Origin of the sequence: Pseudomonas putida, from assembly GCF_002025705.1 — a bacterium.
Lineage (GTDB): Bacteria > Pseudomonadota > Gammaproteobacteria > Pseudomonadales > Pseudomonadaceae > Aquipseudomonas > Aquipseudomonas putida_J.
This window is the reverse complement of the sequence record NZ_CP018846.1, coordinates 4,396,062-4,412,459: the sequence shown is the minus strand read 5'-3', so window position 1 is coordinate 4,412,459 and position 16,398 is coordinate 4,396,062. Positions and strand designations below refer to the sequence as shown.

13 protein-coding genes, 1 tRNA gene and 1 pseudogene are annotated in these 16,398 nt (G+C 63.5%); 14 read left to right on the top strand and 1 reads right to left on the bottom strand.

Annotation, left to right across the window (positions count from 1 at the left end; all coding sequences use genetic code 11):
- Positions 1-17 precede the first annotated feature (17 nt).
- The 14 genes and pseudogenes from ruvC to BUQ73_RS19795 all read left to right on the top strand — a co-directional run.
- On the top strand, positions 18-542 hold the full coding sequence (gene ruvC / locus BUQ73_RS19860; protein ID WP_079229352.1) for a crossover junction endodeoxyribonuclease RuvC: 525 nt from the start codon (positions 18-20) through the stop codon (positions 540-542).
- Positions 543-651: 109 nt separating this feature from the next.
- Entirely contained in the window at positions 652-1,269 is a 618-nt protein-coding gene (gene ruvA, locus BUQ73_RS19855; RefSeq protein ID WP_079229351.1) for a Holliday junction branch migration protein RuvA, read from the top strand.
- Positions 1,266-2,312, top strand: coding sequence for a Holliday junction branch migration DNA helicase RuvB (gene ruvB, locus BUQ73_RS19850; RefSeq protein ID WP_027919955.1), 1,047 nt, complete (start codon positions 1,266-1,268; stop codon positions 2,310-2,312). Before ruvA ends, ruvB begins: the two co-directional genes overlap by 4 nt.
- Positions 2,313-2,437: 125 nt before the next feature.
- Complete coding sequence (gene ybgC / locus BUQ73_RS19845; RefSeq protein ID WP_027919954.1) at positions 2,438-2,890, top strand: tol-pal system-associated acyl-CoA thioesterase; 453 nt, start codon at positions 2,438-2,440, stop codon at positions 2,888-2,890.
- Between the two features lie 2 nt (positions 2,891-2,892).
- Positions 2,893-3,588, top strand: coding sequence for a protein TolQ (tolQ, locus tag BUQ73_RS19840; RefSeq protein WP_027919953.1), 696 nt, complete (start codon positions 2,893-2,895; stop codon positions 3,586-3,588).
- A 14-nt stretch (positions 3,589-3,602) separates the two neighbouring features.
- Positions 3,603-4,055 (top strand): protein TolR, encoded by a 453-nt coding sequence (tolR, locus tag BUQ73_RS19835; protein WP_008090221.1) that lies wholly within the window; start codon positions 3,603-3,605, stop codon positions 4,053-4,055.
- Positions 4,055-5,131 (top strand): cell envelope integrity protein TolA, encoded by a 1,077-nt coding sequence (gene tolA, locus BUQ73_RS19830; RefSeq protein WP_079229350.1) that lies wholly within the window; start codon positions 4,055-4,057, stop codon positions 5,129-5,131. Before tolR ends, tolA begins: the two co-directional genes overlap by 1 nt.
- Before the next feature lie 17 nt (positions 5,132-5,148).
- A complete protein-coding gene (tolB, locus tag BUQ73_RS19825) occupies positions 5,149-6,429 on the top strand; it encodes a Tol-Pal system beta propeller repeat protein TolB (RefSeq protein WP_192858727.1) in 1,281 nt (426 codons plus the stop codon).
- 54 nt (positions 6,430-6,483) lie between these two features.
- Positions 6,484-6,981, top strand: a complete 498-nt coding sequence (pal, locus tag BUQ73_RS19820) for a peptidoglycan-associated lipoprotein Pal (RefSeq protein WP_023381906.1) — start codon at positions 6,484-6,486, stop codon at positions 6,979-6,981.
- 6 nt (positions 6,982-6,987) lie between these two features.
- Positions 6,988-7,803, top strand: a complete 816-nt coding sequence (gene ybgF, locus BUQ73_RS19815) for a tol-pal system protein YbgF (protein ID WP_079229348.1) — start codon at positions 6,988-6,990, stop codon at positions 7,801-7,803.
- A gap of 159 nt (positions 7,804-7,962) precedes the next feature.
- Positions 7,963-8,610: a 7-carboxy-7-deazaguanine synthase QueE gene (queE, locus tag BUQ73_RS19810; protein WP_079229347.1), complete on the top strand. Its 648-nt coding sequence runs from the start codon at positions 7,963-7,965 to the stop codon at positions 8,608-8,610.
- A gap of 16 nt (positions 8,611-8,626) precedes the next feature.
- Positions 8,627-9,301 (top strand): 7-cyano-7-deazaguanine synthase QueC, encoded by a 675-nt coding sequence (gene queC, locus BUQ73_RS19805; protein ID WP_079229346.1) that lies wholly within the window; start codon positions 8,627-8,629, stop codon positions 9,299-9,301.
- Positions 9,302-9,362: 61 nt separating this feature from the next.
- Positions 9,363-9,438, top strand: a tRNA-Lys gene (locus BUQ73_RS19800).
- Between the two features lie 167 nt (positions 9,439-9,605).
- Positions 9,606-9,976, top strand: a pseudogene (locus BUQ73_RS19795) (DDE-type integrase/transposase/recombinase); the annotation flags it as partial.
- Positions 9,977-10,101: 125 nt separating this feature from the next.
- Here the strand turns inward: BUQ73_RS19795 and BUQ73_RS19790 are convergent.
- Entirely contained in the window at positions 10,102-16,353 is a 6,252-nt protein-coding gene (locus BUQ73_RS19790; RefSeq protein WP_161492852.1) for a putative Ig domain-containing protein, read from the bottom strand.
- Positions 16,354-16,398 lie beyond the last annotated feature (45 nt).

The following is a 16,398-nucleotide window of genomic DNA, read 5'->3' as shown; positions in this document are numbered from 1 at the left end:
TTGAACTCGCAGGCGCTATGACTCTGATTCTTGGTATCGACCCCGGCTCGCGCATCACCGGCTACGGTGTGGTTCGCCAGACTGCCCGTGGTTGCGAGTACGTGGCGTCGGGCTGCATCCGCACCGGCAGCGGCGAGTTGCCCGAGCGGTTGCAGATCGTTTTTCGCGGTGTCAGTGAAATCATCGCCCAGCACGGCCCAGTGACCATGGGCATCGAACGGGTGTTCATGGCACGCAACGCCGACTCTGCGCTAAAGCTTGGCCAGGCCCGAGGGGCGGCCATCGTTGCCGCCGCAGAAGCCGGCCTGGAAATCGCCGAGTACAGTGCCACTCAGGTCAAGCAAGCGGTCGCTGGCAGCGGTGGGGCAAACAAGGAGCAGGTGATGCTGATGGTCATGCATTTGCTCAAGTTGACCCAGAAGCCGCAGATCGACGCCTCCGACGCCCTGGCCATTGCCCTTTGCCATGCCCATACCCGCTCCAGCCTGGTGCCCCACGGCCTGGCCACGGCACGCCGACGCGGCGGGCGCTTGCGTCTGTAGGCGCTTCATGAGCTGATACACATTTTGTTCGGGTGAAACGTTCACCTGGCGCATTTGCTGATAGGGTTGAGCGGTCTTCGACCGGCTCCCCGAGAGGAAGGATCGGAACGTGATTGGACGTTTGCGCGGCACCCTGGCGGAAAAACAGCCGCCACACCTGATTATCGACGTCAACGGCGTGGGCTATGAGCTGGAAGTGCCGATGACGACCCTGTATCGCCTGCCCAAGGTCGGCGAGCCGGTTACCGTGCACACCCACCTGGTGGTGCGCGAAGACGCTCACTTGCTCTACGGCTTTGCCGAGAAGCGCGAGCGCGAACTGTTTCGCGAGCTGATCCGCCTTAATGGCGTGGGTCCGAAGCTGGCGCTGGCGCTTATGTCCGGCCTGGAAGTGGACGAACTGGTGCGCTGCGTGCAAGTCCAGGATGCTTCGGTTCTGGTGCGCGTGCCCGGGGTCGGCAAGAAAACCGCCGAGCGCCTGCTGGTCGAGCTCAAGGACCGCTTCAAGGCCTGGGAAACCTCCCCGGCAATGTTCACCCTGGTCTCCGATGGCCCGCTGCCGGTGGCCAGCGAGTCCTCCGCCGAGGCCGATGCAGTCAGTGCCCTGGTGTCCTTGGGCTACAAGCCGCAGGAAGCGAGCAAGGCCATTGCCGCAATCAAGGACAAGGCCGGCCTGAGCAGTGAAGAGCTCATTCGTCGCAGCCTTAAAGGGATGATTACCAAGTGATCGAAGCCGACCGCCTGATCGCCGCCAGTGGCCGCGACCGTGAAGAAGTCCAGGACCGTGCGATCCGCCCGTTGCGCCTGGACGAATACATCGGCCAGCCGGTGGTACGCGAGCAGATGGCGTTATTCATCCAGGCGGCGCGGGGGCGTGGCGAGTCGCTCGACCACACGCTGATTTTCGGCCCGCCCGGGCTGGGCAAGACCACCCTGGCCAACATCATCGCCCACGAAATGGGCGTGTCGGTAAAAAGCACCTCGGGGCCGATCCTCGAACGGCCGGGCGACCTGGCAGCGATGCTGACCAATCTCGAACCGCACGATGTGCTGTTCATCGATGAAATTCACCGCCTGTCTCCGGTGGTCGAGGAAGTACTGTATCCGGCGATGGAGGACTTTCAGCTCGACATCATGATCGGCGAAGGCCCCGCAGCCCGTTCGATCAAGCTCGACCTGCCGCCGTTCACCCTGGTTGGCGCCACCACCCGCGCCGGCATGCTCACCAACCCGTTGCGTGACCGCTTCGGTATCGTCCAGCGCCTGGAGTTCTACAGCGACAAGGACCTGGCAACCATCGTCAGTCGTTCGGCCAACATCCTTGGCCTGGCCATCGAGGACCACGGCGCCTACGAGATCGCCCGTCGCGCCCGCGGCACGCCACGTATCGCAAACCGCCTGCTGCGCCGGGTGCGCGACTACGCCGAAGTACGCGGCAAGGGCCAGATTACCAAGGCGGTGGCCGACATGGCGCTGAATCTGCTGGACGTCGATGAGCGCGGCTTCGACCATTCCGACCGTCGCCTGCTGCTGACCATGATCGAGAAGTTCGACGGTGGCCCGGTGGGGGTGGACAACCTGGCTGCGGCCATCAGCGAGGAGCGCCACACCATCGAGGATGTGCTTGAGCCCTACCTGATCCAGCAGGGTTACATCATGCGCACGCCGCGTGGCCGTGTGGTTACCCGGCACGCTTATCTGCACTTTGGCTTGAACGTGCCTGGCAGCCTGGGCGGCGCGGGTGAATTTTCCGAGCCAGGCGATGAATGACAGATCAAAACCGGCTTTTCGTGGTCCTACCGCTGGCATGCCCATGGTGCGCTGGCAATACGACATTAATGAAGAAAAAACAGTTGCCGCAGCGGATTGGCAAGCTGAGGAGTAAGCACTAGAGTATGCGCGCGCTAAAAGGCCTGGAACCGTTCGCACACCGTTGTCGTGTCTATTACGAGGATACCGATGCCGGTGGCGTGGTGTATTACGTCAATTACCTGAAATTCATGGAGCGCGCGCGCACCGAGCGCCTGCGGCATCTGGGGTTTTCCCAGGCGCAACTGGCCGAGGACAATCTGCTGTTCGTGGTTCATTCCAGTGAAGCCCGCTATCACGCGCCGGCACGCCTGGACGACGAGCTGAGGGTCACCGCGCAAGTACTTGAACTCAATCGCGCCAGCCTGCGCTTCGTGCAGCAGGTCTGGCGGGAAAAAGATGAAACGCTGCTCTGTGAAGGGCAGTTCCTGGTGGCCGCCGTGCGCGCCGACACTTTCAAACCCCGAGCCATACCCCCGGAGCTGCGCGATGCCTTTGCGGCGGACGGCTCGGGTAATCAATCGAACGCAGGAGAATAAGCGTGGAAGCTAACGTCGTCGACCATACCTCCATGTGGAGTCTGGTCAGCAATGCCAGCGTGGTGGTACAGCTGGTAATGCTGACCCTGGTGGCCGCCTCGGTCACCTCATGGATCATGATCTTCCAGCGCAGCACCATGCTGCGCGCCGGTCGTCGTGCGCTGGATGCCTTCGAGGAGCGCTTCTGGTCGGGTATCGACCTGTCCAAGCTGTATCGTCAGGCAGGCAGCAACCCGGACCCGGATTCCGGTGTGGAGCAGGTTTTCCGCGCCGGCTTCAAAGAGTTCTCGCGCCTGCGCCAGCAGCCGGGTGTGGACCCGGACGCGGTCATGGAAGGTGTGGCGCGAGCCATGCGTGTTGCCATCTCGCGTGAAGAGGAAAAACTCGAGCAGAGCCTGCCGTTCCTGGCCACTGTCGGTTCCACCAGCCCGTACATCGGCCTGTTCGGTACCGTATGGGGCATCATGAACTCGTTCCGCGGTCTGGCCAGCGCGCAGCAGGCCACTCTGGCCACTGTTGCCCCAGGTATCGCCGAGGCGCTGGTGGCCACCGCCATTGGTCTGTTCGCGGCCATCCCGGCCGTTATTGCCTACAACCGCTTTGCTGCCCGCAGCGAAGTGCTGATCGGCCGTTACTACACCTTCGCCGACGAGTTCCAGGCGATCCTGCACCGCAAAGTGCACACCAGCGAAGAGTAATCAGGTAGAAGCCCATGGCCCGAGTTCGCCACAAACGCAAGCCCGTCGCCGAGATGAACGTGGTGCCCTACATCGACGTGATGCTGGTGCTGCTGGTCATCTTCATGGTGACGGCGCCCATGCTCAACCAGGGCGTGAAGGTCGACCTGCCCAAGGTTTCCAGCGAAGCCTTGCCGCAGGACAACAACGTCCAGATCCTCACCATCTCCATCAAGGCCGACAAGACCTACTACTGGAACCTCGGTAGCGAAGTCGACACCGACAAGCAGATGGACAAGGCCATGACCTTGCCGGACATGACCAGCGCAGTGACCAAGATCATTGCCGCCGGTCGCGACCAGGGCAAGCAGACCCAGGTCTTCATTCGTGGCGACAAGGCTGTCGACTACGGCGCCGTCATGGGCGCCATGGGCGGGTTGCAGAAGGCCGGTGTCGGTAACGTTGGCCTGATTACCGAGGCGCCCTGATGCAACAGCGAGAGCCATCCGCCTCGGAAAGCTACTTCTGGCCCAGTGTCTGGGCCATCGGCCTGCATGTGCTGGTGTTCGCCTTGCTGTTCGTCAGCTTTGCCATGACGCCTGAACTGCCGCCTTCCAAGCCGATCGTTCAGGCTACGCTGTATCAGCTCAAGTCGAAGAGCCAGGCGACCACCCAGACCAATCAGAAGATTGCCGGGGAAGCGAAGAAAACCGCCTCGCGCCAGACTGAAGTCGAGCAGCTGGAGCAGAAGAAGGTCGAGCAGGAGGCCATCAAGGCCGCGGAACAAAAGAAAGCCGACGCCGCTCAAAAGGCTGAGGAAGCGCGCGAAGCCGCCGAGGCGAAGAAGGCCGAGGAAGCTGCCAAAGCTGCCGAAGCCAAGAAAGCCGCCGAGTCCAAGAAGGCTGAAGAGGCGAAGAAGGCCGCCGAGAAGCAGCAGGCCGACATCGCCAAGAAGAAGGCCGAGGAAGAGGCGAAGAAGCAGGCCGAGGAAGAAGCCAAGAAAAAAGCAGCCGAGGAGGCCAAGAAGCAGGCCGCCGAGGACGCGAAGAAGAAAGCAGCCGAGGACGCCAAGAAGAAAGCGGCGGCCGAGGACGCTAAGAAGAAGGCAGCTGAAGAGACCAAGAAAAAGGCCGCTGCAGATGCTCAGAAGAAGAAGGCACAGGAAGCGGCCCGCAAGTCGGCTGAAGACAAGAAAGCTCAGGCCCTGGCCGAGCTGTTGTCCGACACCACCGAGCGGCAGCAGGCCCTGGCTGACGAGCAGGGTGACCAGGTGGCCGGCGACTTCGACGACCTGATCCGTATGCGCGCGGCCGAGGGTTGGGCTCGTCCGCCTTCCGCGCGTAAGGGCATGACGGTGACCCTGCAGGTCAACATGTTGCCGGACGGCACCATCACCGGTGTCAGCGTGATCAAGTCCAGTGGCGATGGTCCGTTCGACAGTTCGGCGGTGGCAGCAGTGAAGAACATTGGTCGTTTGACCGAGATGCAGGGTATGAAGCCGAGCGATTTCAACCGTTATCGTTCGTTCAAGATGACATTTACACCTGAGGATCTAGCGTTGTGATTAAACTCCTTCGAGGAATGCTGGTCATGCTCTGCTGCGTGGCCGGCATGGCCATGGCAGAGGAAAAGAACATCCTGGTCACCAGCGGCAGCGATCGGGCCACGCCCATCGCGGTAGTGCCGTTCGGTCTGCAGGGTGGCAGTGTGCTGCCAGAAGACATGGCCGACATCATCGGCAACGACCTGCGCAACTCGGGCTACTATTCGCCGATTCCGCGTCAGAACATGATCAGCCAGCCGACCCAAGGCAGCGAAGTCATTTTCCGTGACTGGAAAGCGCTGGGTGCCCAGTACGTGATGGTCGGCAGCATCGTGCCGTCCGGCGGTCGCCTGCAGGTGCAGTACGCACTGTTCAACGTCGCCACCGAGCAGCAAGTGCTGACCGGCAGCGTGGCGGGCAGCACCGACCAGCTGCGCGACATGGCGCACTACATTGCCGACCAGTCGTTCGAGAAACTCACCGGCATCAAGGGTGCGTTCTCTACCCGCATGCTGTACGTGACGGCCGAGCGCTTCTCTACCAACAACACCCGCTACACCCTGCAGCGTTCGGACTACGACGGTGCCCGTGCGGTGACCTTGCTGCAGTCGCGTGAGCCGATCCTGTCGCCACGCTTCGCACCGGATGGCAAGCGTATCGCCTATGTTTCGTTCGAGCAGAAGCGCCCGCGCATCTTCGTGCAGAACATCGATACCGGCCGCCGCGAGCAGGTGACCAACTTCGAAGGCCTGAACGGTGCACCAGCCTGGTCGCCTGATGGTTCGCGCCTGGCGTTCGTGCTGTCCAAGGACGGCAACCCGGACATCTACGTGATGAACGTGGCCTCGCGCCAGATCAGCCGCGTAACTGCCGGCCCGGGTATCAACACCGAACCGTTCTGGGGCAAGGATGGCAACACCCTGTACTTCACCTCCGACCGTGGCGGCAAGCCACAGATCTACAAACAGTCGGTCAGCGGTGGTGGTGCCGAGCGTGTAACGTTCGTGGGTAACTACAACGCCAACCCGAAACTGTCGGCGGACGAAAAGACCCTGGTCATGATCCATCGCCAGCAAGGTTTCACCAACTTCAAAGTGGCGGCACAGGACTTGCAGCGCGGAAGTGTAAAGATTCTCTCGGAAACAAGTCTTGATGAGTCGCCCACTGTTGCGCCCAACGGCACCATGCTAATCTACGCCACCCGCCAGCAGGGCCGGGGAGTCTTGATGCTCGTGTCGCTTAACGGCCGTGTGAGGCTCCCACTTCCTACCGCTCAAGGCGAAGTCAGAGAACCGTCCTGGTCCCCTTTCCTGAACTGATTGCGGCGTAACACGTTTTGCTTAACACACTGGGGTTTCATTAGGAGTTTCACGATGGAAATGCTGAAGTTTGGTAAATTTGCTGCGCTGGCTCTGGCCATGGCCGTAGCTGTAGGTTGCTCCTCGAAAGGCGGTGACAACGCTGGTGAAGGCGCTGTTGATCCGAACGCTGGCTACGGTGCCAACACTGGCGCTGTTGACGGCTCCCTGAGCGAAGAAGCTGCCCTGCGCGCAATCACCACCTTCTACTTCGAATACGACAGCTCGGACCTGAAGCCAGAAGCCATGCGCGCTCTGGACGTTCACGCCAAGGACCTGAAAGCCAACGGCAACCGCGTTGTCCTGGAAGGCAACACCGACGAGCGCGGCACCCGCGAGTACAACATGGCTCTGGGTGAGCGTCGTGCGAAAGCCGTTCAGCGCTACCTGGTTCTGCAGGGCGTTTCCCCTGCTCAGCTGGAACTGGTCTCCTACGGCGAAGAGCGTCCAGTTGCCACTGGCAACGACGAGCAGTCCTGGGCTCAGAACCGTCGCGTAGAACTGCGTAAGTAAGTTCTTATGCGTATGTGCCGTCGTGCTGTAACCGTCCTCGCACTCAGCCTTCCGCTTTCGGCGTGGGCTGCGGTTCCTGTAGTTGATGACAACGGGGGTGCTTACCCACCTTCCGGTTATGGCACGAGCGGCGCCTATGCCGGCGCAGGGGCTTCGACCCCTGCCTCGGCACAGGGCCAGCTGTTCATGCAGCTGCAACAGATGCAGGATCAACTTTCCCGTCAGCAAGGCATCATCGAAGAGTTGCAGAACGATGTGTCGCGCATGAAGCAGGAAAACCTGGAGCGTTACCAGGATCTTGATCGTCGCATCAACAGTGGTGGCGCGCCTGCCGCGACCCCCGACAATTCCTCCACCGGTGGTGCACCCGATGCCGCCGCCGGTGCAGCAGCTGGCGCCGCTGGCGCTGCTGCTCAACAACCGGCCGCCAATAGCGAGCCCGGTGATCCGGCGAAAGAAAAGCTCTATTACGATGCCGCTTTCGACCTGATCAAGCAGAAGGACTTCGACAAGGCCAGCCAGGCGTTCAACGCCTTCCTGCGCAAGTACCCGAACAGCCAGTACGCCGGCAACGCGCAATACTGGCTGGGTGAAGTGAACCTGGCCAAGGGCGACCTGCCCGCTGCCAGCCAGGCCTTCGCCCAGGTCAGCCAGAAGTACCCCAAGCACAGCAAGGTGCCCGATTCGCTGTACAAGCTGGCTGATGTCGAGCGCCGCATGGGCCACACCGACAAGGTCAAGGGTATCCTGCAGCAAGTCATCACCCAGTACCCCGGCACATCCGCCGCGCAACTGGCGCAACGCGACCTGCAGAAGCTCTAAGCTGCACCTTTGCAAGAAACCCGCGCTCGCCGCGGGTTTTTTCGTTAGAATCACGTCCCTTTTTTTATAAACACGCTGTAGCGGATAACGCCATGTCGAGTCCGCGACAGTGCCTGACGGAGGCGGACAGCCTGTTTAGCTGTCACGCCCGTGGCGAGCATGCAAGACACATTACGCATCACCGAAGTCTTTTACTCTTTGCAGGGTGAAACACGAACGGCTGGGCTGCCCACGGTTTTCGTGCGCCTGACCGGTTGCCCCCTGCGCTGCCAGTACTGCGACAGTGCCTACGCCTTCACCGGCGGTACCATTCGCACCCTCGATTCGATCCTTGAGCAGGTGGCCGGCTTCAAGCCGCGTTATGTCTGCGTTACCGGTGGCGAGCCATTGGCCCAGCCGAACGCCTTGCCGCTGCTGCAACGCCTGTGCGATGCCGGCTACGAGGTCTCGCTGGAAACCAGTGGCGCCCTCGATATTTCTGGCACCGACGTGCGCGTCAGCCGTGTGGTCGACCTCAAGACCCCAGGCTCGGAAGAGTCGCACCGCAACCGCTACGAGAACATCGAGCAGTTGACCCGCAACGACCAGGTCAAGTTCGTCATCTGTTCCCGCGAGGACTATGACTGGGCAGTGTCCAAGCTGATCCAGTACAACCTGGCCGAACGCGCTGGCGAAGTGCTGTTCTCGCCCAGCCATCATCAGGTGAGCGCCACCGACCTGGCTGACTGGATCGTCGCCGACAACCTGCCCGTGCGCTTCCAGATGCAGCTGCACAAGCTGCTGTGGAACGACGAACCCGGACGTTGATTGAGGAGTGAAAGAGATGACTGAGAAACGCGCGGTAATCCTGCTGTCTGGCGGCCTCGACTCGGCCACGGTCGTAGCCATGGCCAAGGCCGAAGGCTACAGCTGCTACACCATGAGCTTCGACTATGGCCAGCGCCATCGCGCCGAGCTGAATGCCGCAGCCCGCGTCGCCCGTGACCTGGGCGTGGTCGAGCACAAGGTCATTGGCCTGAACCTCGATGGTATCGGCGGCTCGGCCCTGACCGACAGCAGCATCGATGTGCCGGAGACTCCGGGCGAGGGCATCCCGGTGACCTACGTGCCGGCCCGCAACACCGTGTTCCTGTCGCTGGCCCTGGGCTGGGCGGAAGTATTGGAAGCGCGTGACATCTTCATCGGTGTCAACGCCGTGGACTATTCCGGCTACCCGGATTGCCGCCCAGAGTTCGTCGAGGCCTTCGAGCGCATGGCCAACCTGGCCACCAAGGCGGGTGTCGAAGGGCAGGGCTTCCGCATCCAGGCACCGCTGCAGAACATGAGCAAGGCGCAGATCGTGCAAGCGGGTATCGCCCGAGGTGTGGACTACAGCCTGACGGTCTCCTGCTACCAGGCTAATGATGAAGGCCAGGCCTGTGGCAAGTGCGACAGCTGCCGTCTGCGTGCTGATGGTTTCAAGGCGGCGGGCGTAGCAGATCCAACCCGCTACTTCTGACAAAAGGTTGGCTCAGGTATTGATTTATCGTTAGAAATCAGTATTATACGCGCCATCCAATGGGTCGTTAGCTCAGTTGGTAGAGCAGTTGGCTTTTAACCAATTGGTCGTAGGTTCGAATCCTACACGACCCACCACTATTCACAGCGGTTCGTGATGTACTAGCAAGGTCGGCTTGCCAGCCAGTTTCTAGTCTTGCAGCCGTCTGGAGCGAGCCTTAGACTCGCTTCGGCGTGATGTAAATATTGAAAAGCCCGCCGTTTCTGGCGGGCTTTTTCGTTCCTGGTCAAGTTGCAGGACTAAGCATTGCCATCCTGAGCAACGACTCCAAGTCGGCCACGACTGGCTGTCCCAGGTCTTGGGTGAGTGCCGTTTGCTAGTGCTGCCTAGGCGGCCTACCACAAGACAATACAAAGCTTTCATCACTTCTACCGCCATCCCAACTTACTCAAGCCTGGCTCAAGCCAAGTCGTTCCGACAAGGCCGGAGCACGTCTGGGTTACCGATATTACTTACCTGCCTGCACGTAACGGCCCGCTGTACCTGAGCCTGATAACGGATACGTACTCCAGGAAAATTGTTGGTCATCACGCCCATGAAAGCCTGCATGTCGAGTCAGTGGCGCAAGCCTTCAAGCAGGCATTACAAAAGCGACGTCGTCACCAGCTATTAGTCCCCGAAAAAAAGCCCGATGCAGTGCATCGGGCTTTTTGAGGCCTATCGGTCTACCTGAACAGGTGGAAACTTGTTGCAGGACTAGAGAAAGAAGCCGGCAAGCCGGCTCCTACATGGGGGGACGGTCAGAACTTGCCATCCAGCCCGATACGGAACATCTCGTTGCGCTCATTGGTGCCCAGCGCAGTCTTGTACGAGAAACCCAGGCGCCAGCTGCGTCCCAGGGCCAGGTCTAGCCCGGTGTCCAGGTCCATGAAGTTGGTGTCCATCGGGTCGGGCGACAATCGGTACAGCACACCGTCGCTGCCCTGATCGGCGTAGCGCATGCGGTAGTCCTGGTTGCGGCTGAAGTTGTGGCCCCAGGACAGGCCCGCCCGCGGCGTCAGCACACCAAAGCGGGTATCGATGTCGTAGCCCGAGCGCAACCCCACGAACGAGGTGAAGTAGCGCAGGGTCTGCTCTTCGTAGGCCAGGGCATAGGCACCGCCGCCACGCTCGCTGAAGGCATCGAGCTTGGTGTAGCTACTGTTGATGCGCGCATACGGGGCCAGCGATAGCGGCCCCTGGCGGTACTCGTAGCTGGCGGTCAGCGAGGCGAACAACTGGTCGGCATCACGTGAGCCTTGGGCATAGCCATTGGACGGGGCGGCGGTGACATAACGGCGCGAATCGAAGCTCAAGCGGTTGTAGCCCAGCAGCGCATCGATATACACCTCCGACAGCGGGTTGATGCTCAGGTAGGCCGCCAGGCCCAGTGCGTCACCTTCGCTGCGGGTGTCATGCTCGCCGATGTCGGCGCGGTCGTTGCCGTAGCCAAAGCCCACGCCCACCACGGCCCTTGGTGACAGGCGATAGTCCATGCCGGCGCTCAGGCCATAGGTGGTGAAGCTGTTGTCCTTGGCACCACGGGCGCGGTTGGAACCGGTGTTAACGAAGCCATCGGTCCAGAACGCCAGGGCCTCTTCGCTGCATTCGCCGGTGGTGGCACGGGAGCTATCGCGCTCCTGGCGGCGTTTTTCGTCGTCGTCCTCATCGCCGCCCTTGCCGCTGCCTTCCAGCTCGTCGCGCAGTGCCTTGCCCAGGCTGCCCAGGCTCACGTCATCGCGGCCGTGGCGCACGCTGGCGTTGAACGAGTTGCGGTCACAGGTGGGGCGGTGCAGCTGCTCCAGGCGGCGGTTGAAGTTGTCCATCTGGGTGCTGGCAAAGCGCTCGGCTGCCCGCGATTGGGCGTTGAGCAGGCCGATCACTTCGGCGTCCTTGGTCGGGTCGGGGCGCGCTTGCACGGCAAAGGTGACGAAGCTTGCAGCCGAGTTGCCGCTGGCGGCCAGCAGGCGGAAGCTCACCACCGCGCTGCCGCTGAAGGCTGCAGCCGGGGCGAAGCGCATGGTGAACGCGCCGGTCATGCGTGCGGTACCGGCCGAAGGTGGGCTTACCGACAGCAGGGTGGCGCTGGTGAACGGGCCGCCGGTGGCGCCGCGGGTCAGGTCGACCGTGGCGGTCTGGCCCGGCTCCACGGTTTCGCTGCTCGGTGCCACTACTACAGGCAGGGCCTGCACCTCCAGGCTGTAAGGGCGGCTGCCGGTGGCGCCGTTGGCGTCGGTGACGGTGACCGTGAAGTTAGCGGTGACCACCGCCGTCGGCATGCCGCTGAGATTGCCGCCGGCGTCCAGGGCCAGGCCGGCCGGCAGTGCGCCGCTGGTCACGGCAAAGCTGTACGGCGCGGTACCGCCGCTGGTGCTTAGGCTCTGGCTGTAGGCGGTGTTCTGGCTGGCTGCAGGCAGGGTCGGGGTGGCCGGGGTGATCGCCAGGGTTGGCGGCTGCACGGTGATGCTCACGGTTGCCGCTGACGAGCTACCGCCGGCGCCGGTGGCGATGTAGCTGAAGCTGTCTGGGCCGGAATAGCCGGCGGTAGGGGTGTAGGTGATGGTGGTGCCGCTCACCGATGTAGTGCCGTGGGTCGGGCCGCTGCTCACGCTGACGCTGGTGGTGGCGCCACCGCTCAGGTTCAGGGTGACCGGGTTGGCCGAACTGTTGGCTGTCACGTTAAGGCTCAGCGGGCTGGCCACTGGCGCCTGGCTGGTGACTGTCAGGGTGTAGGCCTGGTCGCCGAAGAAGCCGCTGCTGCTCGTGGCGCGCACGGTGAAGCTGCTGTCGCCGCCAGCGGTGGGCGTGCCGCTCAGCAAGCCGGCCGACGACAGGTTCATGCCCGCCGGCAGGCTGCCCGAAACTACGCTGAAGGCGTACGACCCGCTGCTGCCGCTAGCGGTCAGGGCCTGCGAGTAGGCGGTGTTCTGCGTGGCGCCTGTCAGGGTTGCCGGGGTGATGCTGATGGTCGGCGCGGTGACGGTCACGTTAACGGTGGCGGTATTGGACGTACCGCCCGGGCCGGTGGCGTTGTAGGTGAAGCTGTCGATGCCGGAATAGCCCGCGGCCGGGGTGAAGAGGATGGTAGTGCCTGTGGCGGTGGCGGTGCCGTTGCTGGCATTGGAGACGATGCTCACCTGGCTCACCGAGCCACCGGTGAGGTTCAGGGCGACCGGGTTGTTGCTGCTGCCGCCTTGCACGGTCAAGGTGGAACTGGTGGCGACCGGGGCCTGGTCGTTGACCGTCACGCTGTAACCCTGCGTGCCGGTTGAGCCGAGGCTATCGGTGACGGTGACGGTAAAGCTGTAGTTGCCGATGCTGGTTGGCGTGCCGCTGACCACGCCGCTGTTGCTGACGGTGATGCCGGGCGGCAGCGAGCCGCTGGTCGACCAGGTGTAGCTGCCGTTGCCGCCGGTGGCGCTCAGGGTTTGGCTGTAAGCCGAACCTGTGGTGAGCGTGCCAAGGGTCGTGGGGGTGATGGTGATGGTCGCCGCGGCCACGGTCAGGCTGTAGGCCTGGCTGCCGGTGGCGTTGTGGGCGTCGGTGGAGGTGACCGTGAAATTGAAGGTGCCGACGGCGCTGGGGGTGCCGCTCAGGACGCCACCGCTGCCCAGGCTCAGGCCGGGCGGCAAGGCGCCGGAAGTGACCGCGTAGCTGTAAGGCGTAGCACCGTTGGCGGTGCTCAAAGTCTGGCTGTAGACGTTGCTGGCCGTGGCGTTGGGCAGGGTGCTCGGGCTGATGACCAGGGCCGGCGCGTTGACGCTGATGGTGACCGTCGCTGGCGCCGAAGTACCGCCTGGACCGGAGGCGGTGTAGGTGAAGCTGTCGCCACCGGAATAGCCGGCGGTAGGTGTGTAGGTAATGGTGGTACCGCTCACCGAGGTGGTGCCGTGGGTCGGGCCGCTGCTCACGCTGACGCTGGTGGTGGCGCCACCGCTCAGGTTCAGGGTGACCGGGTTGGCCGAACTGTTGGCTGCCACGGTGAGGCTCAGCGGGCCAGCCACTGGCGCCTGGCTGGTGACCACCAGGGTGTAGGCCTGGTCGCCGAAGAAGCCGCTGCTGCTCATGGCGCGCACGGTGAAGCTGCTGTTGCCGCCAGCGGTGGGCGTGCCGCTCAGCAAGCCGGCCGACGACAGGTTCATGCCCGCCGGCAGGCTGCCCGAAACTACGCTGAAGGCGTACGACCCGCTGCTGCCGCTAGCGGTCAGGGCCTGCGAGTAAGCGGTGTTCTGCGTGGCGCCTGTCAGGGTTGCCGGGGTGATGCTGATGGTCGGCGCGGTGACGGTCACGCTAACGGTGGCGGTATTGGACGTACCGCCCGGGCCGGTGGCGTTGTAGGTGAAGCTGTCGATGCCGGAATAGCCCGCGGCCGGGGTGAAGAGGATGGTAGTGCCTGTGGCGGTGGCGGTGCCGTTGCTGGCATTGGAGACGATGCTCACCTGGCTCACCGAGCCACCGGTGAGGTTCAGGGCGACCGGGTTGTTGCTGCTGCCGCCTTGCACGGTCAAGGTGGAACTGGTGGCGACCGGGGCCTGGTCGTTGACCGTCACGCTGTAACCCCGCGAGCCGGTTGAGCCGAGGCTATCGGTGACGGTGACGGTAAAGCTGTAGTTGCCGATGCTGGTTGGCGTGCCGCTGACCAGGCCGCTGCTGCTGACGGTGATGCCGGGCGGCAGCGAGCCGCTGGTCGACCAGGTGTAGCTGCCGTTGCCGCCGGTGGCGCTCAGGGTTTGGCTGTAAGCCGAACCTGTGGTGAGCGTGCCAAGGATCGTGGGGGTGATGGTGATGGTCGCCGCGGCCACGGTCAGGCTGTAGGCCTGGCTGCCGGTGGCGTTGTGGGCGTCGGTGGAGGTGACCGTGAAATTGAAGGTGCCGACGGCGCTGGGGGTGCCGCTCAGGACGCCACCGCTGCCCAGGCTCAGGCCGGGCGGCAAGGCGCCGGAGGTGACCGCGTAGCTGTAAGGCGTAGCACCGTTGGCGGTGCTCAAAGTCTGGCTGTAGACGTTGCTGGCCGTGGCGTTGGGCAGGGTGCTCGGGCTGATGACCAGGGTCGGCGAGTTGACGCTGATGGTGACCGTCGCTGGCGCCGAAGTACCGCCTGGGCCGGTGGCGGTGTAGGTGAAGCTGTCGCCACCGGAATAGCCGGCGGTGGGGGTGTAGGTGATGCTGGTACCGGAAACGTTGGTGGTGCCCTGGCCTGGCCCGCTGGCCACGGCCACGCTGGTGGCGGTGCCGCCGGTAATGTTCAGGGTAATGCTGTTGTTGCTGCTGTTGGCCGCCACCGCGACGCTGACCGCACCGGCCACGGGCGGCGAGGGGGCGATATAGGTGTAGCCGCTGACCAGGGTGGCGGTGCCGCCGGGTGTGCTGAGTACGACATCCACCGCGCCGGCAGCATGGGCCGGGGTGACCACGGTGACCGAGGTGCTGCTGTTGACGGTCACGCCGGTAGCGGCGCTGCCACCGAAGGTGACGCCCGTGGTGCCGATCAGGTTGTTACCGGTGAGGGTCACGCTGGTGCTGCCGGCGGTGGTGCCGCTGTTGGGGCTGGCGCCACTCAGGGTCGGCGCCGGGGTCACGTAGGTGTAGGCGTTGGTCAGGGTGGCGGTGCCGCCCGGGGTGGTGACCACCACGTTGACCGCACCGGCGACATTGGCCGGGGTGGTGGCGGTAATGGTGGTGGCGTTGACCACGGTGATACCGGTGGCGGAAACGCCTCCGAAGGTAACGCCGGTGGCGCCGCTGAAGTTGGTGCCGGTCAGGGTCACGCTGGTGCCGCCGGCGGTAGTGCCGTTGTTGGGGCTGACGCTGCTCAAGGTCGGCGTGGGCGTCACATAAGTGTAGGCATTGGTCAGGGTGGCGGTGCCGCCCGGGGTAGTAACCGTCACGTTGGCCGTACCGGCGGCATGGGCCGGGGCGGTGGCGGTAATGGTGGTGGCGTTGACCACGGTGATGCCGGTGGCGGCTGTGCCGCCAATGGTGACCGCAGTGGCACCGGTGAGGTTGGTGCCGGTCAGGGTCACGCTGGTGCCGCCTGCGGTGGTGCCGCTGTTGGGGCTGACGCTGCTCAAGGTGGGCACTGGCGTCACATAGCTGTAGGCGTTGGTCAGGGTGGCCGTGCCGCCCGGGGTGGTGACCGTCACGTTGACCGTACCGGAGGCATGGGCTGGGGTGGTGGCGGTGATGGTGGTGGCGTTGACCACGGTGACGCTGGTGGCGGCCGTGCCACCGATGGTGACCGCGGTGGCGCCGGTGAGGTTGGTGCCGGTCAGGGTCACGCTGGTGCCGCCTGCGGTGGTGCCGCTGTTGGGGCTGACGCTGCTCAAGGTGGGCACTGGCGTCACATAGCTGTAGGCGTTGGTCAGGGTGGCCGTGCCGCCCGGGGTGGTGACCGTCACGTTGACCGTACCGGCGGCATGGGCTGGGGTGGTGGCGGTGATGGTGGTGGCGTTGACCACGGTGACGCTGGTGGCGGCCGTGCCGCCGATGGTGACCGCGGTGGCGCCGGTGAGGTTGGTGCCGGTCAGGGTCACGCTGGTGCCGCCTGCGGTGCTGCCGTTGTTGGGGCTGATGCCAGACAGGGTCGGGGTACTGCTGGCGCCGACATCGAGGGTGTAGCGAGCCACGCCAGGCAGCAGCGAGTTGCCATCGTAGACCGAGACATAGAAGTCATAGTGCCCGGCCACCGTGGGTGTACCGCTGATGGTGGTGGTGGCGCTGCCGAAGCTTTCGTTGATCGCCAGCCCCGTCGGCATGCACTGGGCGTTGGGGTCGTAGTTGATGTCACTGGCATCGCACTCGTACCAGCCCTGGTAGCCGCCGCTGCCGCCGGAGGCGGTGAGCACCACGCTGAACGGTTGGTTCAGCGGCACGCTGCCAAGGTAGGTGCCAGAGGCCGGGCTGATGACCGGGGCGGCCTGGGCCACGGCGAAGACCTGGCTGAGCCATAGCAGGCAGATCAAGGCGAATGTGCGGTACAGCCAGATTCCGTGGCGATGGACTGAATGTGTCATGGGGCTTCCTGCCATATACCGCTGTGCGATGGTCTACGGCTCAAG